Genomic DNA, 25482 nt, shown 5'->3' on the forward strand with positions numbered 1-25482 from the left:
CCCGTATGCTTCCATTCCGACAAAATCGCCCGACGGGTGTAACCGACGGCTGACGCATTTCAAGTCTTTATGGCCCGGCGATGGCATTTGCGCACACCCTGACCGGCGCGGTCCAACAAAATCTTGCTCTGCTGCATCGCGATATGCATAAGCGATGCAGCCTGCGGAGGAACAATGATGGCCGACGACGCACCGCTCTGGATGCCGACGCAAGAGCAGATCGACGCAGCGCCGATGACCGCCTTCATGAACGCCGCGGCGAGCAGGGCCGGCAAGGCTTTCTCCTCCTATGCCGACCTGCATCGCTGGTCGATCGATGACCGCGAGACCTTCTGGAGCCTGGTCTGGGACTTTTACGGCATCGTCGGCGACAAGGGCGAACGCGTGCTGGTCGATGGCGACAAGATGCCCGGCGCGACCTTCTTCCCTGACGCGAAGCTGAACTTCGCCGAGAATCTTCTGAAGAAAACCGGGCTTGGCGACGCAGTCGTCTTTCGCGGCGAGGACAAGGTCGAGCGGCGGCTGTCCTGGAACGAGCTGCATGCGCTGACCTCGCGCCTGCAACAGCTCTTCCTGTCGCTCAAGGTGAAGAAGGGCGACCGCATCGCCGCGATGATGCCGAACATGCCGGAGACCGTTGCGGCGATGCTGGCTGCCGCCTCGATCGGCGCCGTCTGGTCGTCCTGCTCCCCAGATTTCGGCGAGCAGGGTGTTCTCGACCGGTTCGGCCAGATCGAGCCTGTCGTCTTCATCGCGCCGGACGGCTACTGGTACAATGGCAAGGCGATCGAAGTCGCCGACAAGATCGCGGCTGTGGTGGCGAAGCTCGCCACCGTGCGCAAAGTCCTGATCGTCGATTATCTCGGCACGTCGACCGACGTCGCGGCAACCATCGGCAAGGCGGCTGCGCTGGAGGAGGCGCTGTCACCCTTTGCCGCCAGGCCTGTCAGTTACGAAAGGCTGCCGTTTTCGCATCCGCTCTACATCCTGTTTTCGTCAGGCACGACCGGCATCCCCAAATGCATCGTCCATTCAGCCGGCGGAACGCTGATCCAGCACGTCAAGGAAGAGCGGCTGCATGCCGGCCTGCTCGACGGCGATCGCTTCTTCTATTTCACCACCTGCGGCTGGATGATGTGGAACTGGCTGGTGTCGGGCCTCGCGTCGGGCGCCACCTTGCTGCTCTATGACGGCTCGCCTTTCTACCCGGACGGCAATGCGCTGTTCGACTTCGCCGATGCCGAGAAGATGACCTACTTCGGCACCTCGGCCAAATTCATCGATTCCGTGCGCAAGGCCGGCCTGAAGCCGATCCACACGCATGATCTTTCCAGTGTGCGCACCATCTCCTCGACCGGCTCGCCGCTGTCGCCGGAAGATTTCCGTTTCGTCTATGAAGGCATCAAGAAGGACGTGCATCTCGCCTCGATCTCCGGCGGCACCGATATCGTCTCCTGCTTCGTGCTCGGCGTGCCGATCGAACCGGTATGGCCCGGCGAGATCCAGGGACCCGGCCTCGGCCTTGCCGTCGACGTCTGGGACGATGATGGCCGTCCGCTTCGCCAGGAGAAGGGGGAGCTCGTCTGCACCAAGCCGTTTCCGGCAATGCCGATCGGCTTCTGGAACGACCCTGACGGCAAGAAATACGAGGCCGCCTATTTCGAGCGCTTCGACAATGTCTGGTGCCACGGCGATTTCGCCGAATGGACCGCCCATGGCGGGCTGATCATCCATGGCCGTTCCGACGCCACGCTCAATCCGGGCGGTGTCAGGATCGGCACGGCGGAAATCTACAATCAGGTCGAGCAGATGCCGGAAATCCTCGAAGCGCTATGCATCGGCCAGGATTTCGACAATGACGTGCGTGTCGTGCTGTTCGTGCGGCTGGCTGCCGGCGTCGAGCTCGATGCCGAGCTGGAAAAACGCATCCGTGCGAAAATCCGCACCGGGGCGAGCCCGCGCCATGTGCCGGCCAAGATCGTCGCCGTCAGCGATATTCCGCGCACCAAATCGGGCAAGATCACCGAGCTCGCGGTCCGCGACATGGTGCATGGCCGCGCCATCAAGAACAAGGAAGCGCTCGCCAATCCCGAAGCGCTCGAGCTGTTCCGCAATCTGCCGCAGCTTGCCGACTAAGCATGAAGCCCGGGCTGGAACCGGGTCATGGTTAACGAAATGTCTCCGCGGAATTTACCTAGATTTCATGAGTGGTACACATTGGTAAATTTTCCGGCGTGCCGGTAAGGATTTGTTAAGGCCCGGCATCGATAGTCGTGCGTAACTTGAGGGAGAAATCCCGTTCCTCTTAGCCCCCAGAGGATCTGATTCGCTCAAGCCCCCGTTGTGACAGCAATTCTATCATTCAAGGCGTCCCATTGGACGCCTTTTTTCTTTGCGCAGCCATAGACCTAACCGGCCAGCACGCGGGTCGAGGGGAAGGCGACTTCGACCAGGGTTCCCTCGCCGGGCGTCGAGTTGATGGTGAACCGGGCACGGTTCGCTTCGACCATCGCCTTCGTCAGCGGCAGCCCGAGACCGGTGCCGTCGCCGCGGCCGCGCTTCAGCGCGTTGATCTGCTTGAACGGCTTCAGCGCCTGCTCGATCTCGGACTGGCTCATGCCGATGCCGGTATCGCGCACGCGCATGACGACGTCGCCGGAGAGCTCATAGGCGGTCGACACGATCACCTGGCCGCCGGCCTGCGTGTAGCGGACGGCGTTCGACAAGATGTTGAGCGCGATCTGCCGCACGCTGCGCAGATCGGCCACCACTTCCGGCAGTCGCGAGGCGAAGCTGGAGCGGATGATGACGCGTTCCCGGTTGGCTTGCGGCTGCATCATCGCCACGGTCTCGGCCAGCGTGTCGTTGAGCGACACCGCCTCATAAGCCATCTCCTGCTGACCGGCCTCGATTTTCGAAATGTCGAGCAGGTCGTTGACCAGATCGAGCACGTGGTTGCCCGAACGGTTGATGTCGCGCAGATAGTCGCGATAGCGGTCATTGGCCACCGGCCCGAATTTCTCGTCCACCATCAGCTCGGAAAAGCCGATGATGGCGTTGAGCGGCGTGCGGATCTCGTGGCTGATGCGGGCCAGGAAATCCGTCTTCTGCGACGAGGCGCGTTCGGCGACCGCGCGCGCCTGGGTCAGGTCCTCTTCGGCGCGCTTCCACTGGGTAATGTCGCGCACCACCGCGCAGAAGCCGCTGTCGTTGGGCAGTCTGCCGATGGTCATGAACAGTGGGATGAAGCGCCCCTGCGCCTCGCGTCCGATCACCTCGCGGCCATCGTTCATCACGCTTGCAACGCCGGGCTCCGACAGCCCCTCGAGATAGTCACGCGCCGCGCGCTGGCTTTCGATCGCAAACAGCGAGATGAACGGTTTGCCGGTCACCTCGTCGCTGTCGAAGCCGAACAGCGCTTCCGCCGGACGGCTAATTGAACGGATCGTTCCGTTACGGCCGATCAGCACGACGCCGTCGGTGGCGGTATCGATGATGGTGCGCATTTCGGCGATGCGCGCCTTGAGCTCGGAAACATCCGGCCGCGTTTGATCGTCGGCGGCGCCATGTGGAATGGCTGCTGCTTCGTCGTCGCCGGAACGGCGTACGACCAGCATCAGCGCCTTGCCGCTCCCCCAGGGGACGGAGCGTAAAATCGCGTCGATCGGAAATTCCTGACCGTCGCGCGTCTTCAGCCGTAGAGCGCGGTCGCTACCGTCCGAACTGCCGTCGTCGGCATAAGGATCGGCAAACAGCGCGCCGAGCCCGCCGGCCTCGTCCAAGGCATTGAGCGTCGCATAGCCGGTCAGGCCGAGGAATTCGTCGTTCGCGTAGTGCAGCTGGTCGCCGGAATGGATAAGCACCGGCACTGGCAGCTTGCCGAGGATCGAGGTATCCGGCCCCTTGTTGTCCTCTCCGGCAAACGTCGACGGCACGAAGCCGTCGCGTTTGAGCGGTGGTGCCAGCGGCCGCCCGATGGGCGGCACCTGGCCGGCAACGTCGGCTGCGGCTGTGCTGTCCTCGGACCAATCCTCGCTGTCCTCGGCGTCACGGAAATCTTCGGCCGTCATGCTGTCGTCGTCGCCATCCTGCGGCGCTTCGGCGACGATCGTTCGACGGTTCGTGCTGGGCTCAACGCCTTCCTGCGCTTCATCGCTGGGTTCGCGGTCGGCATAGTCGAGCAGCGATCCGGAAACAGGGCGTGTGACGGGTTCGCCGGCTTGCGCCTCTGCTGCCGTCTCGTCGGGTTGCTCGCCGTCGAGCCGGGCAAGATCGTTCTGGTCCTCGGCATCGGCCTCGGGCGGTTCGGCCGCCTCGCTTTCCGGACTTGGCGCCGGCATTTCACCCTTGTCCGTCGGACCGGCTTTTTTCAGCTTTGGTTCGTCGGCCTTGCCGGCTGCCTCAACTTTGGTCGCGGTCTCCGCAGCCGGCTTTGGCTTCTCGGCGCTGGGCTGTTCGTCTACCGGCTTTTCGGCCGGGGTGCTGTCCTTCTTGAGACGCTCGCCAATCTCGCGAAACGCGCTGCGTTCCAGCGTCGACAGGCCCTTGTCGTTGGCCGGCTGCCGGTGCTCGGCCAGCCGGATCACCTTGTCGGCAAAGCGCCGCTCGGGCTTTGGCACGATGGTCAACGCCGGCACTTCGCCCCGGAACGGATCGGCGGCTTTCGGTGTCTCGGGGGCAGGTTCAACGGCTTCGGGCCCGACCGCGGCAGGCTTCTCCTCGGCGACAAGGGCCATGCCGGCCGCGTCGGGATCGATCACCGCATCGCTGCTGCGGGCGACGCCGAAACCGCGAAAACCTTCGAAAACGCGGCTGCGGCTGTAAACCGGGAGCGCCGCCAGATCGACGGGTATCTTCAGATCGGTGCCGGCGACCGGCCACAGCACGGAGCGGCCGGACCAGGTGTCGCGCCGTTCGAGCAGGCCGGCGATCTCGCCTGAAGGATCGAGGCCGTAGGCGGCTGAAACGTCCTCGAAGCGGCGGCCGATCACGTCGGCTGCGGGCTTGCCGACGAGTTCGGCAAATTCCGGCGACAGGGCACTGAACCGGCCCTCTGCGTCGGTACGCCAGACGAAACGCATGGGCGCGGCCGTACGATCAATCGCGGGGCCGCGGCCTTGGGCCCGGGAAGCGGCTTTGATCGCTTGTGTGGCGCTTTCCTGCGGGGCGTCCAGACCGGCCGGCGAAGCGGCGGGGCTGGCTGGTGTCTCGGCTTCGCCGAACACACCTGCCCCGGGCGGGACCTGCGTGTCGTCGCCCGCATTGAAGTACCAATGGTCATGCTGCGTCGGCGTTTCGCCAGCCGTGTGCTGATTGTCGGCCCCCGAAACCTGCTTGGCTGTGTCGGCAGGCTCGTGCTCCGCCGATGCGGAGCTGCCTTCGATCGCCGCAAGGTCGATCTCCGCCGCGCCGGTGGTGGTGATTGGCGGCTCGGCGATTGGCTGCTCGTTGTCCTGGTCCGTTGGTTGGGGAAGACCGCTCGGCGCCGCTGCTGCCTCGCTGCCGGGTTCCGCGCCGGCGCGCTCGCCAACAGGGGCCTCGCCGTCAAGCCGGTCCTCGTCGATCACCACCAGCAGGTGCCGCTCGTCCGTCAGACGGGCAAGGCCCGCCGGATAGGAGCTGGATCCGCCCGGAACCAGGCGCTTGACGATGCGGTCGCTCTCATTCGCCACGTCGGCGACCAGCGCGGCCAGCGTCTCAGGCTGGATGCCGAGCGACGAAAAGCCGTCCGACGCGGCGTCGATATTGCCCTTGGCGTCGACAAAGGCGATGTAGTGGCCGTCTTCGGTAAAGCCACTGATGGCGCGATCGGCGATCTCGGCCGCACTGCGCGAGCCGGTCTGCGCCGCCGGCAGCGCCAGCATGACTGCTTCCTCGCCATCGGGCATGGTCACCGCGCTGGCCAGGAAACCGACCGCGCGGCTGGTCAGCCCGGTCGCCAGCCGGACCGTGATGGCACGGTCGCGGCCGATCTGCGGAAAACCGCTGGTTGCCATGATCTGGCGCCTGGCGATCAGCGGCAATCCTGCCGAAGCGCCGATGATGGCTCCGATGTCCGGATAGCCGAATACCGCTGCGCCGGGACCGTTGGCCCATATCACCTGCTCGAGATCCGCCGACAGAATGGCGATCGCGTCGCCGGCGGCGAAGCGCAGGCGGACCGCGTCGAGCACGGCAACATCGAGGAAGGAGTAGTTTTCAGCCGGCATGCGCTTGGCGACCCTCACAGAGCGGGCAATTTGCGGTTAACGCTTTGTTAATAAAAGCCGACGGCGCGAAGGTCCACAAGTCATAGCGTGCAACCAGCGGAATCTCTAGGCGCGTGGTTAACGTCGCGAAACAAATAATCAATGGTGCGATGCAACAAACATGTTGCAATGCACAAAATTTGCCTTTATATTGCCACGATAGATGAACGAGACGGCTTTCTGTCAAAGCCGCTGCCGCTGAAAAGGATGGAAAATGTCCAGGACCAAGACCGCCGACACGATCGAAAACGTTGAATTCCCAAGCTTCGACGCTTCCAAGGCCACCGATCAGATCCGCGCCTTCGCCGAAAAGGGCGTCGAGCAGTCGAAAGAGGCCTATGCCAAGCTGAAGACCGGCGCCGAGGAGACCCAGAAGGCTCTGGAGTCGACCTACGAGACCGCCAAGACCGTTTCCAGCGACCTGTCGCTCAAGACCATCGCCGCCCTGCGCGCCAATGCCGAGGCCGGCTTCTCGCATTTCGAAGCCCTGATTGGCGCCAAGTCGCTGTCGGAAGTCGTCGAGCTGCAGACTGCGTTCCTGCGCAAGCGCGTCGAAATGACCGTTGAGCAGGCCAAGGACTTCCAGGCGGTTGCTGCCAAGGCGGCTGAGGACGTATCCAAGCCGATCAAGAGCGCCTTCGAGAAGGCCGTGAAAGAAATTAAGATCGCCTAATATTTGCACACAGTTTGACGATGCATCAAAAGGTCGCATTTCGTCAGACAAATAGATGTGCGATATAGTGGTTTAAGCGAATACCCGGCGGGTGGAACCTCCTCCCTCTGCTCACCGGGATAACCAGCCAGCACCTCCTCCCGCTGGCTCGTAACAGGAAAAGGCCGGCACCTCCTCCCGCCGGCCTTTTCTTTGTCCGGCGAAAAATGACGCGATGCCGGAGCGATCTTTTGCTTTGCCAAAAGCCTTGAATTAAACTCCGATAGCCCGTATGGACGCATCGCCGAACGACAGAGCGGGTCCCGGAGAATGAACGTTCCGTCTGGATCTCGCTCGGGCAAGCGTGCCGTTGTAGCTCAGATGGTTAGAGCGCCGGATTGTGGATCCGGAGGTCGCTGGTTCGATCCCAGCCAACGGTACCATTCAGCTTTCAGCCAGGTTTCTGACCAATAGCGCCAAGCGATCTCTACGACCCTGGCGCGGTCACCTGCGATCCCGCCTGACGCGCACCGCGCAGGTGATCCACAAGGGCTCTCAGCTTCGGCGCGATATTCCGTCGGCTGGGAAAATAAAGATAGAAGCCCGCAAACGGCGGAAAATAGTCGTCGAGGATTGGCACAAGCTCGCCGCGGTCGATCCAGGGGCGGAATGTGTCCGCCATGCCGAACGTGATTCCGGCGCCTGCGACGGCCAGCCGGATCATCAGCCACATGTCGTTAGTGGTGATCTCGGGCGCAACCGCCACGTCGAACTCGCGCCCGTCCTCGCCAAACTCCCACCGATAGGGCGAAACTCCCGGCGCCGGCCGCCAGCCGATACAACGATGAGCCACAAGCTCGCGCGGATGGGCGGGTGCTCCGAACTTTTCGAGATAGCGCGGGGCGCAGACGGCCATCTGTCGCTGATCGCCCGATACCGGCACGGCAATCATGTCCTGCTCGATCACTTCGCCGAGCCTCACGCCCGCATCATAACCTTCGGCAACGATGTCGAATTCCTCGTCGGTGACCACGATATCCAGATGCACCTCGGGAAATCTTTCTGCAAAGGACGCCAGCAACGGCCCTGACAGAAACGTCTCCGCGATCGACGAAACCGCGATCCGCAGCCGGCCGCGTGGGCGGTCCAGAAACTCCGTGGTGGCTTCGATTGCCGCGTTCACGTCGGCGATCGCCGGTGCGACGCTCGCCAGCAGGCGCTCGCCCGCCTCGGTCAGATTTACGCTACGTGTCGTGCGCTGCAGCAATGCGATGCCAAGGCGCTGTTCAAGCCTGAGGACGCTCTGGCTGACCGCCGAGCGCGTCACGCCCAGCCGGTCTGCCGCAGCGCGGAAATTGCGTTCCTCGGCCACTGTGACGAAGACGGCAATTGCATTGAGATCGATGTCCATTGGTTAGCTAAACTTACCATCGAGGTTACCAGCGGGCGGGTTATCGCGACAATGCCATGGCTCTATCTCTGTCGCAATGGCAAGAAAGGCTTGATCCTCCCGATCAAGCCGATGCCGGATGACCAAGGAGATAACCCATGACATCACTGCCTTCCTCCTGGAACCTGGATGGAAAAGTCGCCCTCGTGACGGGCGCGGCACGCGGCATCGGCCGCTGCACGGCGGAGCTGCTGCGTGCCAGGGGTGCCGGGATCGTGGCAAGCGATCTCAGCGACACCGTACGTGAATTGGAAGCCGAGGATGTGGCAACCCTGGTCGGTGATGTCGCTGACGAGGCTCTGGCCAGACGCTCGGTCGAACTCGCGGCGAAGCGCTTCGGACGACTGGACATCGTCGTGAACAATGCCGGTCGCACGCTCAACAAACGTCTGACGGAGACCTCGGTCGACGACTATGACCGCATCCTGCAGATCAATGCGCGCGGCAGCTTCGTCACCGCCCGTGCCGCAGTGGAGTTGATGGCCGCCGGCGGTGGTGGCGCGATCGTCAACGTCTCATCGATCTCGGCGGTTGCGGCCTTCGAGACGCAGGCGGCCTATGCATCCTCCAAAGCCGCTGTCGCACAGCTGACCAAGGTGATCGCGATCGAATACGGGCGCATGGGCATTCGCTGCAACGCCGTTGCCCCTGGCGTGATCGAAACCGACATCATGGAAGGTGTGGTGGAGAATGGCCGGGAGATGCTGCGCAGCTTTGGCAACGCGCATCCGATCGGCCGGATCGGCCAGCCGCAAGAAGTTGCCGAGGCCATCGCCTTTCTTGCCTCGCCGGCGTCCAGCTTCATCACCGGGTCCCTGCTTCTGGTCGATGGCGGCTACACCGCCCAGTGACCCCAAATAAGGCTGGCGCACTGCGGGAGCTCACCCGCACGCCATCCTTCACATCGTGAAAATAACCGCTGAACCAAAAGGATTATCTCGATGACCATGAACAAAGTTGTTCTGATCACCGGTGCCTCCAGCGGCATCGGTGCTGGCATCGCCCGCGAACTTGGCGCGGCAGGTGCAAAGCTGATGCTTGGCGCACGGCGCACCGACCGCCTTGAAGTCCTCGCAGCCGAAATCGAGGCAGCTGGTGGAATCGTTCGCGTACGAGCGCTCGACGTCACCAAAAGGACGGATGTCGCAGCATTCGCCGATGCTGCGCGGGCCGAATGGGGCCAGGTCGACGTCATCGTCAACAATGCGGGCGTCATGCCGCTCTCGGCCATGGCAGCCATGAAGGTCGACGAGTGGGAGCTGATGGTGGACGTCAACATCAAAGGTGTTCTGTACGGCGTCGCGGCGGTGCTGCCGGAGATGACGGCACGCGGCTCCGGGCATATCATCAATATCGGTTCCATCGGCGCACTGGCCGTCTCGCCCACGGCTGCCGTTTATTGCGCAACGAAATACGCCGTCCGCGCGATTTCCGATGGGCTCCGCCAGGAGAGTGACGATATCCGCGTAACCTGCATTCATCCTGGCGTGGTGGAAAGCGAGCTGGCCAACACGATCTCCGACGAAGCCGCTGCCGCCGCCATGAAAACCTGGCGTGCTATTGCCCTGCAACCCGATGCCATCGCCAGGGCAGTGCGCTACGCCATCGAACAGCCCGACGATGTCGACGTCAACGAGATCGTCGTGCGTCCGACGAAGGCGGCGCATTGATGCGATCCACTTTGGCCGCAATGCTTACGGGTATTGCCGTTGCTGTAGCCCCAACCGGCCTGACCCTTCCTTCAACTCCAATCCTTGCGGAGGAATCAATGACGCGCCAAGATCACCCCTATGTCGGAATGTGGGTCACCGAGGATCGCCATATCAGGCACGAACTCCTGCCGAACGGCCGTTATGACGAAGCGCGCGGTGACCGCGAGAGCGCCTATCGGGGACGCTATGAAGTGCAGGGCAACCACATAGAATACTGGGACGATACGGGCTTCACCGCGGACGGTGAGTTCGTCGAAGGCGTTCTCTATCATGCCGGCATGATCCTTTATCGCCAGCGGTAGAGAGCCACCCTGAGACAAGCAATTCAGGGTTCCACAAGACGCTATTGCATGCCTTGCATGAGGCGCTCGGCAGTTTGCACCACAAGGCCCGCCACACCACATATCTCCCGGCAAGCGCGGCGGAAAGAAGCAGGATCGCGGGCAGAGTCGACATTGCAAATGGTTGTCACTATATAGCGGCGGCTTTGACGGCTCGCCTTTACGTGGTGCCGGCGAGTGCGCGGTAAATGTGCTAGCTATTGTGTTATCTATTGTGATCTAAAACGGCTTGAAAACCGAAAAAAAGCAAATAGAAACAATAGCGCGGGTCAAACGAGTTTCGTCGAGAGAATCAGTCCTCAAGAACCAGAACGTGCTCCTTGAACCCACCATTCCCTTCAGCTCTGTGGACCTCGGACAAGTTCGGCTTGCCGGGCGAAGCCGACTCGGCTCGAATGGCAGCACGCATCTTTTCGAAGATGCCGACGTTTATGATTACCAATCGGCATAGCCGCTAGGGAAACAGCAGTATGAGTGAACACGCGATCGAGTTCTTGCGCGGGTGGATTGGCGAAAAAGTCCATTGCCAGCCCTCGCCAGCCAGAATCGAGAAGCAGGCCGAGACCCTCGCCAGGGAATGTGCGGCCAAAGCTGCCGAAGCCGGCATACCCCTGGAGGATATCCAGGAAGAGGTCGGCGACATTCAGGAGCTCATTGCTTCGAGGCTCGAAGAGGCGGCCGAGGCCGATCAGGACGAGCAGAATTCCAACAAGCCTGCCGGCTGACGGATCGCCCCCGGCAAAACCTGCCGGGCGATTATTGCCTGTCTGATGCAGTTGCGCGGTCTTATCGCCGCGCAGCCTTGCCAAATCTCTCCTCGAGCCATGCTTTCGGCAACGCCGGCACGAAATTGCCGTCGCGCCCGGTCATGTCATCATTGGCGACCAGCGCGTTGAGGATGGCTTCCTCCACGCTCTGAACGACGGCGTCGAAGAACGGGTTGATGTCGGCATCCGGCATGTAGCCGGCGCTGACCAGCTTGCCGGCGGCGCCGCGCGCCGCATCGGCATTGGCCGTGCTGACGGCGAGAAAAATATCGCCGGATGAATTGTATCCATAGCCGCCGGTCAGCGCGACGCCGAGCGGCACGCGTTTCGCCAGTCTTTTCAACTGATGCGGCATGAATGGCGCATCGGTGGCGACGATCGCGATGATCGAGCTCTTTTCCGCTCGCGGCGTGTTGTCCCGGATCGCGGGTTCGGCGAGTTCCGCTCCGGCCCTGACGCCACGCACGACAAGGTTCCGCCGCGCACCGAAATTCGACTGGACGAAGCAGCCGATCGTGAAACGCTCTCCGTTCCAGTCGACGCTGCGCGAGGATGTGCCCGATCCCCCCTTGAAGCCAAAGGTGATCATGCCGGTGCCGCCGCCGACGCTGCCCTCTTCGATCGGCCCGCTTTCAGCCGTCTCGAGCGCCGAAAATACATGCTCGAAGCTCACATGGTGGCCGTTGATGTCGTTTAGAAAGCCGTCATAAGTCTCGCCCGCTACCGGCAGTGCCCAGGCGCTGTCGAGCGATTGCGGCAGCACTTTCTGCATCCAGCGCAGCGTTGCGTCGCGGCTGACGCCGCAGGAATGCGTGTTGGTGATGGTGATGGGAAGATTGAACGCTCCGAGTTCCTCTATCAGATGCGAGCCGGTCAGTTCGCCATTGCCATTGGCGCTGAACACGCCGGCGAACGCCGGTACGGCCAGTTCGCCCCTGGGCCGTGGCAGGATCGCGGTCACGCCGGTGCGTACTGGACCCTTGCCGACAACGAGCGGCCCGTCCCCTGAGATCAGCGTGGTATAGCCGACCGTCACGCCAGGCACATCGGTGATGGCGTTGAAGCGGCCCGGCGTGCCATCGAATGGGATCGCGAAGGCGCGGGCGCGCGGTTTGCCCGAGGGCGTCGCAAGATGAGGGTCGGTCATTTCTTCCTCAGAAAAGCGAACCTTGGCCGCCCGGCGCCTTGAGCTTGGCCGCGGGCTTGGCAACCGTCTTCGGCCGCGCCGTGCCACTGATGGCGACTGCATCCGCGGTGCCGTCGGCGAACTCCAGCGAAAGCGCCATTCCCGACACCACGTCCGCCGCATGCTTGACCACCGCGCCGTCCACATCCTTGACCAGTGCGAAGCCCCGCGCCAGCACGGCCTTGTGCGAGAGCGTCGCCAGCAACCGATCAGCCTGCGTCAGTTTTCCACGCAGACGGTCCAGTCGTCTCGAAATCGCGTGGTCCTGCCGTCGCGTCAGGGCCAGCAGGGCATCGCCTTGCAGTTTCTGCCGCCTCGCGATCGGCGCCGGTGACAGTCTGGCCGCCGTGCGCGAAAACCGCGCCCGACGCTCGCGCACGATGGCAAGGAACGCCGCTTGCGCACGGGCGAGGTCGCGGCGGATCAGCGTGCGGGCTTCGTTCATGCGCCGCGACAAGGTGGCCGGCGTCAGCCGCTGCCCCAGAAGCCTGGCCCGCTTGCGCTCGACGCTGACCGACAGCGCCCGGCCAAGCCGGCTCGTCGCCTCGTCGAAGCGCCGCCGCGGCAGCGCCAGCAACTGGTCGGGCGAGGGCAGCGCACGGGCGGCCGCGCGCGCCGCTTGCCGCTTGCGTTCGAAATTGCGCGACACCGCGGTCTTCAACCGTGCGCTGAGACCGGCAAGCGTCGCTTCGAGGTCGACCTTGACCGGCACGGCGATTTCGGCGGCGCCCGTCGGCGTCGGCGCCCGCACATCCGCCGCCAGATCGACCAGCGTCCAGTCGGTCTCGTGGCCGACCGCGGAAATCAACGGAATGGCCGAAGCGGCGACGGCCCGGGCGAGCGCTTCGTCGTTGAAGCCCCACAGATCCTCCAGGCTGCCGCCGCCGCGTGCCACGATCAGCAGGTCGGGCCGCGGGATGGCGCCGTCCCATGGCAGTGCGTTGAAGCCGTTGACGGCAGCGGTCACCTCCGCTCCCGCCATTTCGCCCTGCACCCGCACCGGCCAGACGAGCACATGCAGCGGAAAGCGGTCCTTGATGCGGTGGATGATGTCGCGGATGACGGCGCCTGTCGGCGAGGTGACGACGCCGATGACGCCCGGCATGAAGGGCAGCAGGCGCTTGCGGCCGGCGTCGAACAGGCCTTCGGCCTGCAGCCGGCGCTTGCGCTCTTCCAGCAGCGCCATCAGCGCGCCGGCACCGGCCGGCTCAAGATTGTCGATGACGATCTGGTAGTTGGACTTTCCGGGATAGGTGGTCAGCCTGCCGGTGGCGATCACCTCCATGCCTTCCTCTGGACGGAATTTCAGCCGGCTCATCGTGGTCTTCCACACCACGGCGTCGAGCCGCGCGCGATCGTCCTTCAGGCAGAAATAGGCATGGCCGGAGGAATGCGGCCCGCGATAGCCGGAAATCTCGCCGCGCACCCGTACATTGCCGAAGACGTCCTCGACCGTGCGCTTCAGCGCGCCGGAAATCTCGCTCACCGTATACTCGGTGGCGTTGGTGCGTGATTCGGATGCTGTGTCGCTCATCGGCCGATTGGGGGACGGTTGTTGGCCGCCGTCAAGGCGCCTGTATCCGGCCGCGTGTCATAACGCGATCCCATCATCTCGCTACGGCCAAAAATTCGGCAGCCAGATAATCGCTGAACGCTCGAACTGCCGGCAACAGGCTGCGCCCCGAAGGCGACAGCAAAGTGATCCCAGCTTCTCCCGCCGTCCATTGCGGCAGGATGCGTTGCAATATGCCATTGCCTGTTTCGGCCTGGCAGAAATAGGCCGGCAGCGCCACGATCCCCAGGCCCGCAATGGCAGCCTGTTTCAGTGTTCCCAGATCGTCGCTGCGCAAGCGCGCCGTGAGCGGCATCAGGACAGTCTCGCCGCCGATATTGCGCAGATTCCAGACCGCCCCGCCGGTCAGCCCGTTCAGTGCGAGGCCGCCATGGTCGGCAAGGTCCTGTGGGCTTGTCGGTGTGCCTGCGCCGGCAAGATAGATGGGTGCGGCGAAAAGATGCCAGGGCGTCGGCGCGAACCGACGCTGGATCAGGCTGGAATCGGGCAGCGGCTCGACATGGCCGCGAAGCGCAAGGTCAAACCCCTCGTCGACAAGATCCACATACCTGTTGGTCGCGTGCTGGATGATGTTTACCTTGGGAAACGTTAAAAGGAACCGGGGTAGCAATTCCGCCAGGAACGACTGCGCCATGCCGATCGAGCAGGTGAAGCGGACCGTACCGCTGGGCTCGGCCAGTCGTCGCGCCGCGGCGCCTTCGGCCGATTCCGCCTCGACCAGCATTCCCACAGCAAACTGATAGACCTCCTGGCCGATATCAGTGACGGCGAAGCTGCGGGAGGTTCGCTGGATAAGACAGACGCCCAGCTGTTTCTCGAGCTCGATGATGCGCCGGCTGATGTTGGACTTTGATCGTCCAAGCGCGTGGCTTGCGGCAGTGAAGCTCTGTTTCTCGACCACCTTCGCAAAATAATAAAGATCGTTCAAATCCAGCACAGTCGCACATCGTTGCCAATAGAGGACGATGCTTCCAGTTCTATGCCATTTTGGCTGTTTCGTCCAGATACTACCTTGCCAATTGCCGCGCTGATCAGCGGGTGCTGGGCTCCATTTGGAAAAAGGAATCGGCATGACCGACCAGTTGAATATGAGCCACCACTCGAGCGTGGCTGACGTATCGGCCCGACCACGGTTTGGTCTGGTTTTGACATTGCTGGCTTTTGCCCAGCTTATTATTTCGATCGACTACAATATCGTTTTTGTCGCTTTGCCCGAGATCGGCCTGGGCCTCGGCTTCTCGGCGCAGACCCTGCAATGGGTCGTGAGTGCGTATGCGGTTGCGTTTGGCGGCTTCCTCTTGCTTGGAGGCAGGGCATCCGACCTGCTTGGGCGTCGGCGAATGTTCGTTTTCGGGCTTGTCCTCTACGCAGTGTCTTCGCTGGTCGGCGGTTTCGCCACGACGCCTCAGATCCTGATTGCCGCGCGCGCCGTGCAGGGCTTGGGCGGCGCTTTTCTTTTCCCGGCCACCCTGTCGCTGGTCAACACCACCTTCAGCGAAGGTCGCGAACGCAATATCGCTTTGTCCGTATGGGCCGGCTCTGGTGCCGGGGGCATGGTTCTGGGCTCGTTGCTTGGCGGCGTGCTGACCCAGGCATTCGGCTGGGAGGCGGTGTTCTTCGTCAACGTGCCTTTGGCCGGCATCGCGATCGTGGCGGCCTTTCCGGTGATTCTAGGAGACAGCGGGTACCAGTCAGGCGGCAAGTTCGATCTGCCGGGCGCATTGACGGCGACGGTCGGTACCACCCTGCTCGTTTTCACGCTCGTCCAGGGTCCAGAGTACGGCTGGGCCTCACAGGGTATTCTGGTCAGCGCTGCCGTTGGGATCCTGTTGCTGGCGCTCTTCGTGGCCATAGAGGCGCATAGCCGCGACCCGTTGCTGCCGCTGCGGCTGCTGGCCAACCGCAACCTCAGCACCGGCGTCGTCACCACATTCCTGTTCACCGCCACGTTCGGTTCTTTGCTCTATTTCCTGTCTTTCTACTTCCAGACAGTGCAGGGCTTCGGCGTTCTGCAGACTGGTTTCGCCTTCATGGTCCCGATGTTGGCCGTCTTGTCGGGCAATGCGCTGAGCGGTCGGATGGCGACCCGTCTGGGTACACGAAACACACTCGTCGTCAGCCTTGCGATCGGCGCGATTGGTACGGCGGGCCTGGGCATGGCCATGTCGGCGGACAGCACTTATGCCGACCTGGTCCCCGGACTGATTGTCTTCAGCCTCGGCGGCGGCATCACCTTTCCAACAATGTTCGCAGCCGCAGCCAAGGGCGTTGCCGCGCATGAGCAAGGCATCGCCTCAGGCATTGCATCCACGGGTCAGCAGGTCGGTAGCGCGGTGGGGCTGGCTGTCCTGGTAGCCGTTGCAAACGCCGGCACCGGCGGTTTGACAGGAGAAGCGCTGCGCGTCGCTACCGCTGAGGGTGTGCGGATGGCCGTCTATCTCGCCGCTGCCGGTACCGCGGCGATGATCCTCGTCGCACTGAATTTCCGTCGTCATTGAGCCCTAACTTGCATCGGCTCCACGGTGGCAGGCCCCATGGCGCTATGAGACACGAAGCCCTACCAGCCCGGCAGGATCTGGTTCGGCTTGGTCCGCTTCATCTTCGCGAAGGCGAGGGCGGCGAAATCGAACGTGCCGGTCTCCTCGCCGAGCGGCACGGAAATATTGTCGAGGCTTTCCGAAATATGGCGGGCGAGCGCGTCGACGATCTCCGGCCGCGAGGTCTGGCCGCGCATGATGCCGATGCGGCAATCGGGCAGGGCGCCGAAACCGTCGGCCTCGCCCAGCACCCGCATGCCGGGCCGCAGCGCGCATTCCGGCAGCACCGAGATCGCCAGGCCGGAAAGCACCGCCGCGGCGATAACGGTGGCCGAGAAGCTGGTGAACAGGATGCGGTAGTCGCGGTTCTGCTGGTCGAGCACGTCGGCGGCGGCCCGCCGCCAGATGCAGTTCGGCCGGCCGAAGGCCATCGGCAGGATCGGCTGCTCATGCGTCGCATGATTGGCCGAGGTAACCCACAGCAGCGGTTCGCGCCGCACCACTTCCGATTGGCCGCGCGCGTCATTGTGCGTCACCAGCGCCAGGTCGAGATTGCCGCGCTTGATGTGTTCGACCAGTCCCGGCGTCGGTTCGCAGATAACGGTCAGTTCGACATGCGGGTTGGAACGGGCAAACCGCGCCATGATCTCGGGCAGGAAGCGATCGGCATAGTCGTCCGGCGTGCCGATGCGGATGGTGCCTTCGAGCCGGCGGTCGTCGAAGGCGGCCAGTGTTTCCTTGTTGAGATAGAGCAGCCGCCTTGCGTAGGAGAGCAGTCTGTCGCCCTCCTCGGTCAGCCGGTTGGTGCGGCCGTCTTTTTCGAACAGCGGCTTGCCGATCCGCTCTTCGAGCCGCCGCATCTGCATCGACACCGCAGACTGGGTGCGATGCACGGCTTCCGCCGCGCGGGTAAAGCTGCCGGTGTCGACAATCGAGATGAAGGTCTGCAACTGATCGAGATCGAGCGGCGCTTTCATCGGTCTAATCCATCATTGATGTTGATGCTAAAGATTAGAAACATTCGTTGGATTAATCAATCGCGCCGTGGCAAATTCCGACTGTCCACATGAAGGCATGTGAATCGAAGCCGGAACGGCCGCTGTCGCCAGCGCCCGATCGACTGGTTTCGCTCGTTCGAATGTGAAGGAGACCGACATGGCTACGTTTGATTTCGCTACCGAGACCTCGCGCATCACCTCGCGTCCGGCCGTTGCGACGCGCGTGGCCAATGCCGCTGCCAATGTTTACCGCGCCTGGAAAAACCGTCGCGCCTTTTATCGCCTCGGCGAGATGTCGGATGCCGAGCTCGCCGACATCGGTCTGACCCGCGCCGACCTGCACGTCGCTGTCAGTGTGCCCTTTGGCCGCGATCCGACCGAGAGGCTTCGCGTCATCGCGGTCGAGCGCGCCGAAACGATCGAGGATATTGCCCGCAAGGTGGCCTGATCGCACAAATTCGCGATTTTGGTCGCATTGAACCTTTTTGAGGCACGAAGCCACCAAGTTACGCAGGCTCCCCACTCCCTGCCGGATCCCCCCGGCCAGCCTGCGCGCTGCCCGGTCCTCCCAGGACCGGGCTTTCTTTTTTGGGCGGCACTGATGATTGGATGCCGGTGTCTAGTCTACCGCCGGCCCATACCCTGCTTGAACTGGTCGAAGATCGACTCCATGCCTTTCTGGTAGTCGTCGCGCTGCTGGGCACCCGTCTCGAACATCTTGCCGAACAGGTCGTCGAACGGATTTCTCGGCCTGCCGCTCGGATTGGCCTGCGGCTGCGGCGCCTGGGGCTGCTGGGGCGCCTGACGCGCCTGCGGCTGCGGTTGTTGCGCACCACCGCCGAACATGTCCTGCAGTACTTTGCCGAGCGGATTGTCACCATAAGGGTTCTGTGTCTGCTGGGGCTGGTTCTGCGGCTGCTGCGGCTGTTGCGCGCCGCCGCCGAACATGTCCTGCAGCACCTTGCCGAGCGGATTGTCACCATAAGGGTTCTGTGTCTGCTGCGGCTGGCTTTGCGGCTGCTGCCCGCCGCCGAACATGTCCTGCAATACCTTGCCGAGCGGGTTGTCGCCGTAAGGGCTCTGCGTCTGTTGCGGCTGCTGTGCGCCGCCGAACATATCCTGCAGCACCTTGCCGAGCGGATTGTCCGCTGGGCCTGCAGGCTGAGGGGCCGGCGCCTGGCTGCCGCCGCCCGCTTGCCGCATCATCTGCTCGATGAGTTCGCCGAGCGGATTGCCGCCGCCGGGCCCACCCCCTGCCGCATGCATCTGTCCGCCTAGCTGGTTGGTGGTCTGCTTGAACAGCCCGCCCATCATCATCGAGGCGATTGCCGGCAGCATCTGCTGCAGGACCTGCTGGCTGACACCGCTCGCTTGCGCGGCCTGGCTGGCGACGGCGCGTGACAGATCCTTCGAGCCGAACAAATGCCCCAGAATTCCGTTGCCTTCATCGAGACCCTGCGGTGAGAAGGCCCGGCTTGCATCCTCGAAATATTTGGCGTGCTGGCCGCTGGCCATCGCCGTCATGAAGGAGCCGAGCCCGTAAGGGTCCGCTGTGTTGCGCTTCAGCCCCTGCGAAAAGGCCGGCAGCAGCGCCGCGACCGCCGCCTGCGTCTGCTGCTGCGAAAGCCCGAACTGCTGGGCCAGCGCCTGCATGCCGTTGCCGTTCTGGGCCTGTGCCAGAATATCGAACAAGGAAGGCATTGTTTTCTCCTCCGGGAAAATCCTCGTTTGGAGAAGCCTAGTTCGTTTCCATCACTGATTGAAGCGAATTTGCCGGACCGTGGCTCATGCGGATAGCGAAGCGTTAATACGCGTATTCCATGAACACCGGCTCGATCGAGCCGCCCCAGCGTGTGTGGTAGGCCGACAGCATCTCTTCGGCGCTGGTCGTGCCGCGCGCGACGACCTCGTCCAGCGTGTTGAGGAACGAGGTCTCGTCATAGCCGTCGCGGTTCTTGCGGTCGCGGTTCTTCAGTCCCATGCGCGAGATGACGAGCACGTCGCGGGCGATCTCGCGCAACGTCGTGTTACGGAAGGGCGCCGAAATGCCCTGTTCCGGCACTGCGTTGCGCATTGCCAGCACTTCGTCATAGCTCCAGCTCGAGGTCAGCGCCTCGGCCGCGTCGAGCGCAGCCGCATCGTAGAGCAGCCCGACCCAGAAGGCCGGCAGCGCGCAGATGCGCCGCCACGGCCCGCCATCGGCGCCGCGCATTTCAAGAAAGCGCTTCAGCCGCACGTCGGGGAACAGCGTCGACAGATGGTTCGCCCAGTCGCCCATCGTCGGCAGCCCGTCCGGCAGTTCGTTACGGGCAGCACCTGCCATGAACTGGCGGAAGGTGATGTGCGTCATGTCATGGTACTGGCCGTCGCGGATGACGAAATACATCGGCACGTCGAGCGCCCATTCGACGTAATCGGCAAAGCCGAAATCGGGAGAGAAACAGAATTCGAGCAGGCCGGAGCGCTGGTTGTCGGTGTCTCGCCAGATCTCACCGCGCCAGCTCTGCAAGCCGTTCGGCCGGCTTTCGGTGAAGGGCGAGTTGGCAAACAGCGCCGTCGACAGTGGCTGCAGCTTCAGCGACACCTGCATCTTGCGGCGCATGTCGGCTTCGCTCTCGAAGTCGAGGTTCACCTGGATGGTGCAGGTCCGATACATCATGTCGAGACCCTTGGTGCCGACCTTGGGCATGTAGCGGGTCATGATCTCGTAGCGCGACTTCGGCATTTTCGGCGTCTCGGCCAGCGACCATTTCGGGCTGCCGCCAAGGCCGAGAAAACGAATGCCCATGGGTTCGGCGATCTCGCGTACCTGCGCCAGATGCGCATTGCCTTCCCGGCAGGTCTGGTGGATCGTCTCCAGCGGCGCGCCGGAAAGTTCGAACTGGCCGCCGGGTTCCAGCGAGATCGCGCCCTGGCCGGTCGGCTCGACCAGGCCGATGATGCGGCCGGCATCCATGATCGGGTCCCAGCCGAGTTTGTCCTGCATGCCTTCGAGGATGGCGCGGATACCGCGCTCGCCGCCATAGGGCACCGGCGCATTGCCGTCGATGTAGAACGGGAATTTCTCGTGCTCGGTGCCGATCCGCCATTTGTCGCGCGGCTTGTTGCCTTCGGCCAGATGCTCGACGAGTTCGTCGACGCTTTCTATCGGCCGGAAATCGGTAGTATCGCGCGCCATAATAGCCCTCCGCACATGACCCCGAAAATCGGCTTCGATTTTCGGAAAGGATCATGTGCCCAATCAATATGCTACAGCGTCCTTTGCGCGCCCGAAAGGACGCGCTGCGCTGCAGAGCGGCCGGACGACCGCCGGCGCTAGATGGACGAAATGTCAGTAGCCGATCAAGCGAAAAATCCTGAGCCAGAGGGTAACGGGAATTGATCACCAATCGCCGATTGTCGCCTGGATCAGCGCCAGTGCCGCCACCGCCGCCGTATCCGCTCGCAGGATGCGCGGCCCGAGCGGAATGGCGGTAACGAACGGCAGCGCTCTCAGCATCCTGCGTTCCTCGTCGGAAAAGCCGCCCTCCGGCCCGACTAGCAGCGCGAGCTTGTTCTCCCGCACCGCCTGCAATGCCGGCAGGGGATTGTTGGTGGCGGCATCCTCGTCGCAGAAGATCAACCGCCGCTCACGATCCCAGTTGTCGAGCAGGCGCTCGAATTTTTCCGCTTCGCGCACATCCGGTACCGCCAATATGCCGCATTGTTCGGCCGCCTCGACGACATTGGCGCGCAGGCGCTCGATGCCGGGTTTTGCCACTTGCGTATGCTGGGTGATGACCGGCTGCAGGCTGCCGGCGCCCATCTCCACCGCCTTTTGCACGAGGTAGTCGAGCCGTCCTTGCTTCAGCGGCGCGAAGCAATAGACGAGATCGGGCAGTGGCGGCTGCGGCCGCTGCAGCGCCATCACCTTCAGGCGCAACGCCTTCTTCGATTTCGCGGCGATCGCCGCCGACCATTCGCCGTCGCGGCCGTTGAACACCAGAACCTCGGCGCCTTCGCCGAGCCGCAGCACACGCGAGAGATAATGGCTCTGCTGCGGGCCGACGTCGAACTCGGTATCCGGTCCAAGCTCGTCCGGCACGAACAGCCGCTGCATCTTGTAATTGGCGCGCATCGCCGAGGAATGCGCAACGTCACCCTCGGCGTCAAGCCTCGGCGGAAGGATGCCAGACAGGCTGGTAGCCTTGCTGCAGCACCGAAACAGTTGTCGCCGGCGTGAGCATGCGGATTGGACCGTCGGAAAAACCGCCGAACCCCACCGGTTCGCCATAGCCGCCGAAACTCCAGGGCAGCGCGGCGCCGTCAAACAGGGCGTACGCCCTGTTTCCTGACGAGATCATCGTGCCGTCCGGCAAGTCCGCAAGCGCCTCCGGTTCCAGTCTCGGCGCCGGTCCGCCCGATGCCAGGCGCTCCTTGTGCAGGCGCTTGTCGAGTTGCGGCGCGCGCGGCTCGGCAATGCCGAAGGCGTCGCCGAAGCGCTGGACAAAATCCCTGGCTCGCTCGCGCCGGCAGAAAAAGCACGGCCGGTGCCCGGCCGCCAGCGCCGTCACCTCGTCGAGGAAAAACAGTTCGGTCCAGCCGGCCTTGCCGCCCAATTGGTCGTCGCTTTGCCGGTTGCGCCCCATCGGCTCGCGCCGCACATTGCGGAATTCGCAGACGCAGATGATCCAGGCTTGCAGCGCCCAGCGCTTCTTCAACAGCGTTCTCGTCTCGGCGTCGTGAATGATGCCGCGATTGCCCATGAACAGGCCGCGCTCCGGCACGGCATGGATGGCGCCGAACGGATCGACCCGGTTTTGCAGTGGCATAGGCGTTCCTTGTTGGCTGCGATGCTGGCGCCATGATATCGCTCGCTGCATCTATTTCATGTCAGCAGGTTTCGATGCGGGTCTTGGTCGTCCAGAACTTCGACAATGAGGGCCTTGGCCAGATCGGCGCGGCGCTTGTCGAGGCCGGCGCCGATATCGACCTGCGCCGGCCCTATCGCGGCGACGCGCTGCCGCAAGATAGCGGCGGGCATGACGCCATGGTGGTGCTCGGCGGCGCCCAGAATGCACTGGACGACGAGCTCTGTCCTTATTTTCCGGGCCTGCTCGACCTGACGCGCGATTTTGCCGAGAGGGATCGCGCGGTGCTCGGCATCTGCCTTGGCGGCCAGTTGGTCGCGCGCGCCTTTGGCGGCGAGAACCAGATCGGCGGTGCCTCGGAGTTCGGCTGGCACGAGGTCGCGCTCACCGCGGCCGCGAACGCCGATCCGGTGCTCGCCGCCTTGCCCGAAAAATTCCCGATCTTCGAATGGCACGACGACACCTTTGTCTTGCCTGAGAGGGCCGTGCGGCTGGCCGGCAACGCCGTCGCCGAGAACCAGGCGTTCCGCATCGGCCGCGCCGTCTATGGCTTCCAGTTCCATTTCGAGGCCGACCGGCCGATGGTTCGCGACTGGAGCACCTCCTTCGCACCGCTGATTGCCGAGCGGCATCCTGAATGGGCAGGTCGGCTCGACGATGAAATGGCCCGCAACGGACCGCAAGCCGATGCCGCCGGCCTGGCCATCGCCCGCGCCTGGGTGGCGACGATCTGACGACTCATACAGCCAACGTTGCCTATTTGGCGACGTTGCATATTTGGCACGCGGCGCCAAATCCGCCGGGGATAACGCGTTTCATCCTTGGCCTGTGTCAATCCGCTAGCCTAAAAGGCGCCGCTCTGCATCTTCCGTGCAACCGCGATGAACCTATCCTGTGACCCGCGCGACACACCGCCGATACAGAACATGCCTAGAAGCGCGAAACCGTCAGACATTTGCGACGAATTTTGCGTTTCAACGCATTGGTAACCCGCTCGTGTATAGATGCAGGAAGCTCAACAAGAGATGACGTCCGTGAAAGCAGCCTTTTTGTCCTTTGCCATGTTGTCGGCCATTGTCTTGTGCGGCCTCGGCATTTATTCCGCCGACGCAGCCAACAACCACAATGCCGTCGACGGCTACGGCGTCACCGCCGCGCTTCGCTAGACCCTCTGCTCATAACCCCACGCCTTCCCTAAGCCCGCTCACCCGTGACTGTCAGGATATGCTTGTCCGCGCCGTCCACGACGAGCGCGGTGAGGTTTCCCGACTGCCAGGCGAGGGTGTCGACATTGACGCGGTTGCCTGTGATCTCGGGCTTGGGCACCGGCGTATGGCCGTGCACCACGATCTTGGGATGAAGACCGGTGTGATCGTGGAAGACCTCGCGGATCCAGATCAGGTCCTGCGGGCTCTGGCTTTCCAGCGCAATGCCGGGCCGGATGCCGGCATGGCAGAAGAAGAAATCGCCGAACGTCACTGAAAAGGGCAGCGAGCGCAGGAATTCGACATGGTTCTGCGGCACCGCCTCGACCAGTGCGGCGTGCCCTTGCCGCAATGCCGCATCGGCGCGGCCAAACCAGGCGCTGCTCCCACCGAGTGACACACCATACGACAGCGCCGTCTGGATGCCGCCATAGCGCATGAACAGCCCGTCCGGATCGGGGACATCGAGAAAATCGAGAAAGCCGAGATCATGATTCCCGGCCAGCATCAGGTGACGCGGATCGCGTTTTTGCGCGTCGATCAGGAAATCGATGACGCCTTTGGAGTCCGGGCCGCGGTCGACATAGTCGCCGAGATGGATCACGCGCCAATCGGCCGACGGCCTTTGACCGAGCTCCGCCTCGATCCGCCGGTGCATGGCGGCCAGCAGGTCGAGCCGGCCGTGCACATCGCCGATCGCAAAAAGGCGCATGCCTTGCGGTCCGCGCGCCTCGTAAAAATTGATGCCGGGCTCCGTCAATGCCTGCGTCGCCTCCGTGGTCATGCCGTCACGGGACTTTAGCGCCGAAGCTGATCCTTGCCCATGTCGGTGACCAGACGCTTTCCGCACAGTGCCAGCGTTATGTCCATCTCCTTGCGGATGATTTCCAGCGCCTTGGTAACCCCTTCCTTGCCGAGTGCGCCGAGGCCGTACAGGAAAGGCCGGCCGATATAGGTGCCCTTGGCGCCGAGGCACAGTGCTTTGAGCACGTCCTGGCCGGAACGGATGCCGCCGTCCATATGCACCTCGATCGTGTCGCCGACGGCATCGGCGATCTCTTCGAGCGCCATGATCGATGACGAGGCGCCGTCGAGCTGGCGGCCGCCATGGTTGGAAACGATGATCGCATCGGCACCCGACCTGGCCGCCATCATCGCATCTTCCTTGTCGAGAATGCCTTTCAGGATCAGCTTGCCGCCCCAGCGCTCCTTGATCCAGGCGACGTCCTTCCACGACAGATGCGGATCGAACTGCTCCTTCGTCCACGACGAAAGCGAGGCGAGGTCGCCGACGCCCTTGGCATGGCCGACGATGTTGCGGAAGCTCCGGCGCTTGGTCCCGGCCATGCCGACGCACCAGCGCGGCCTTGTCGCCATCTGCCAGAGGTGCTTCGGCGTCATCCGCGGCGGCGCCGAAAGCCCGTTGCGGATATCCTTGTGGCGCTGGCCCAGGATCTGCAGGTCGAGCGTCAGCACCAGCGCCGAACATTTCGCCGCCTTTGCCCGGTCGATCAAATCGAAGACGAAATCCTTGTCGCGCAGCACATAGAGCTGGAACCAGAACGGCTTCCTGGTCACCGACGCGACATCCTCGATCGAGCAGATGCTCATCGTAGACAGCGTGAACGGCACGCCGAATTCTTCCGCCGCCTGCGCCGCCAGCATCTCGCCGTCCGGATGCTGCATGCCGGTCATGCCGGTCGGCGCCAGCGCCACCGGCATCGCCACCTTCTCGCCGATCATGGTCGATTCCAGCGAGCGGTTGTCCATGTCGACCAGCACGCGCTGGCGGAACTTGATCTTTTGGAAATCCTCTTCGTTGGCTCGGTAGGTGCTTTCGGTCCAGGCGCCGGAATCGGCGTAGTCGAAGAACATCTTCGGCACACGGCGGCGCGCCAGGTCCTTGAGGTCGGCGATGGTGAGGATGCTGCTCATGGATCTTTTTCCGCTGGTTCTTCGCTGG

At 63.2% G+C, this 25482-nt stretch carries 22 protein-coding genes and 1 tRNA gene; 11 read left to right on the top strand and 12 right to left on the bottom strand.

The features are described from left to right. Positions 1-177: 177 nt before the first annotated feature. On the top strand, positions 178-2136 hold the full coding sequence (locus NKH63_RS28460) for an acetoacetate--CoA ligase (protein WP_352919801.1): 1959 nt from the start codon (positions 178-180) through the stop codon (positions 2134-2136). Between the two features lie 272 nt (positions 2137-2408). Here the strand turns inward: NKH63_RS28460 and NKH63_RS28465 are convergent, their stop codons facing one another. After that, positions 2409-6209: a PAS domain S-box protein gene (locus NKH63_RS28465; protein ID WP_352919771.1), complete on the bottom strand. Its 3801-nt coding sequence runs from the start codon at positions 6207-6209 to the stop codon at positions 2409-2411. Between the two features lie 253 nt (positions 6210-6462). On the opposite strand from NKH63_RS28465, the gene NKH63_RS28470 reads away from it, so the two are divergent. After that, positions 6463-6921: a phasin gene (locus tag NKH63_RS28470; protein WP_023719389.1), complete on the top strand. Its 459-nt coding sequence runs from the start codon at positions 6463-6465 to the stop codon at positions 6919-6921. Positions 6922-7266: 345 nt separating this feature from the next. Then, a tRNA-His gene (locus NKH63_RS28475) sits at positions 7267-7343 on the top strand. 44 nt (positions 7344-7387) lie between these two features. Here NKH63_RS28475 and NKH63_RS28480 read toward each other — a convergent pair. Then, a complete protein-coding gene (locus NKH63_RS28480; RefSeq protein ID WP_352547841.1) occupies positions 7388-8311 on the bottom strand; it encodes a LysR family transcriptional regulator in 924 nt (307 codons plus the stop codon). 137 nt (positions 8312-8448) lie between these two features. On the opposite strand from NKH63_RS28480, the gene NKH63_RS28485 reads away from it, so the two are divergent. From NKH63_RS28485 to NKH63_RS28500, 4 genes are all read left to right on the top strand, one after another. Next, entirely contained in the window at positions 8449-9201 is a 753-nt protein-coding gene (locus tag NKH63_RS28485; protein ID WP_352919773.1) for an SDR family NAD(P)-dependent oxidoreductase, read from the top strand. 90 nt (positions 9202-9291) lie between these two features. Continuing rightward, complete coding sequence (locus NKH63_RS28490) at positions 9292-10020, top strand: SDR family oxidoreductase (protein WP_352919776.1); 729 nt, start codon at positions 9292-9294, stop codon at positions 10018-10020. After that, positions 10020-10364 (top strand): Atu4866 domain-containing protein, encoded by a 345-nt coding sequence (locus tag NKH63_RS28495; RefSeq protein WP_502895967.1) that lies wholly within the window; start codon positions 10020-10022, stop codon positions 10362-10364. Before NKH63_RS28490 ends, NKH63_RS28495 begins: the two co-directional genes overlap by 1 nt. Before the next feature lie 509 nt (positions 10365-10873). After that, positions 10874-11128: a DUF768 domain-containing protein gene (locus tag NKH63_RS28500; RefSeq protein WP_023719384.1), complete on the top strand. Its 255-nt coding sequence runs from the start codon at positions 10874-10876 to the stop codon at positions 11126-11128. A 61-nt stretch (positions 11129-11189) separates the two neighbouring features. Here the strand turns inward: NKH63_RS28500 and NKH63_RS28505 are convergent, their stop codons facing one another. From NKH63_RS28505 to NKH63_RS28515, 3 genes are all read right to left on the bottom strand, one after another. Further along, entirely contained in the window at positions 11190-12317 is a 1128-nt protein-coding gene (locus NKH63_RS28505) for a DmpA family aminopeptidase (protein ID WP_352919779.1), read from the bottom strand. 7 nt (positions 12318-12324) lie between these two features. Continuing rightward, positions 12325-13890 carry an exodeoxyribonuclease VII large subunit gene (gene xseA, locus NKH63_RS28510; protein WP_352919782.1) on the bottom strand — a complete coding sequence of 522 codons (1566 nt, stop codon included), beginning with the start codon at positions 13888-13890 and terminating at the stop codon, positions 12325-12327. Between the two features lie 73 nt (positions 13891-13963). Beyond that, on the bottom strand, positions 13964-14866 hold the full coding sequence (locus NKH63_RS28515) for a LysR substrate-binding domain-containing protein (protein WP_023716457.1): 903 nt from the start codon (positions 14864-14866) through the stop codon (positions 13964-13966). 133 nt (positions 14867-14999) lie between these two features. On the opposite strand from NKH63_RS28515, the gene NKH63_RS28520 reads away from it, so the two are divergent. After that, entirely contained in the window at positions 15000-16427 is a 1428-nt protein-coding gene (locus tag NKH63_RS28520) for an MFS transporter (RefSeq protein ID WP_198030444.1), read from the top strand. 59 nt (positions 16428-16486) lie between these two features. Here the strand turns inward: NKH63_RS28520 and NKH63_RS28525 are convergent, their stop codons facing one another. Next, positions 16487-17443, bottom strand: a complete 957-nt coding sequence (locus tag NKH63_RS28525) for a LysR substrate-binding domain-containing protein (RefSeq protein WP_023716458.1) — start codon at positions 17441-17443, stop codon at positions 16487-16489. A 178-nt stretch (positions 17444-17621) separates the two neighbouring features. Between NKH63_RS28525 and NKH63_RS28530 the strand changes: the two genes are divergently transcribed. After that, positions 17622-17912: a DUF1127 domain-containing protein gene (locus NKH63_RS28530; RefSeq protein ID WP_352919785.1), complete on the top strand. Its 291-nt coding sequence runs from the start codon at positions 17622-17624 to the stop codon at positions 17910-17912. 176 nt (positions 17913-18088) lie between these two features. On the opposite strand, the gene NKH63_RS28535 is transcribed toward NKH63_RS28530, so the two are convergent. From NKH63_RS28535 to NKH63_RS28550, 4 genes are all read right to left on the bottom strand, one after another. Then, the gene (locus NKH63_RS28535) at positions 18089-19165 is read right to left on the bottom strand and encodes a DUF937 domain-containing protein (RefSeq protein ID WP_352482366.1); all 1077 of its coding nucleotides are present in this window, start codon (positions 19163-19165) and stop codon (positions 18089-18091) included. A gap of 103 nt (positions 19166-19268) precedes the next feature. Next, positions 19269-20642 (bottom strand): glutamate--cysteine ligase, encoded by a 1374-nt coding sequence (locus NKH63_RS28540; protein ID WP_023716461.1) that lies wholly within the window; start codon positions 20640-20642, stop codon positions 19269-19271. Positions 20643-20846: 204 nt separating this feature from the next. Then, the gene (locus tag NKH63_RS28545; protein WP_352919787.1) at positions 20847-21581 is read right to left on the bottom strand and encodes a 16S rRNA (uracil(1498)-N(3))-methyltransferase; all 735 of its coding nucleotides are present in this window, start codon (positions 21579-21581) and stop codon (positions 20847-20849) included. A gap of 31 nt (positions 21582-21612) precedes the next feature. Further along, positions 21613-22275 (bottom strand): hypothetical protein, encoded by a 663-nt coding sequence (locus NKH63_RS28550; RefSeq protein ID WP_352919788.1) that lies wholly within the window; start codon positions 22273-22275, stop codon positions 21613-21615. Between the two features lie 74 nt (positions 22276-22349). Between NKH63_RS28550 and NKH63_RS28555 the strand changes: the two genes are divergently transcribed. After that, positions 22350-23048 (top strand): type 1 glutamine amidotransferase, encoded by a 699-nt coding sequence (locus tag NKH63_RS28555; protein ID WP_023716464.1) that lies wholly within the window; start codon positions 22350-22352, stop codon positions 23046-23048. Positions 23049-23339: 291 nt separating this feature from the next. Further along, positions 23340-23480, top strand: coding sequence for a hypothetical protein (locus NKH63_RS28560; protein WP_023716466.1), 141 nt, complete (start codon positions 23340-23342; stop codon positions 23478-23480). A gap of 28 nt (positions 23481-23508) precedes the next feature. Here the strand turns inward: NKH63_RS28560 and NKH63_RS28565 are convergent, their stop codons facing one another. Next, positions 23509-24279, bottom strand: coding sequence for a metallophosphoesterase family protein (locus NKH63_RS28565; protein ID WP_352791198.1), 771 nt, complete (start codon positions 24277-24279; stop codon positions 23509-23511). A 38-nt stretch (positions 24280-24317) separates the two neighbouring features. Further along, positions 24318-25454, bottom strand: coding sequence for an alpha-hydroxy acid oxidase (locus NKH63_RS28570; protein WP_023716468.1), 1137 nt, complete (start codon positions 25452-25454; stop codon positions 24318-24320). Positions 25455-25482: the final 28 nt, after the last annotated feature.

Source organism: Mesorhizobium sp. M0960 (assembly GCF_040319055.1).
Classification (GTDB): Bacteria; Pseudomonadota; Alphaproteobacteria; order Rhizobiales; family Rhizobiaceae; genus Mesorhizobium.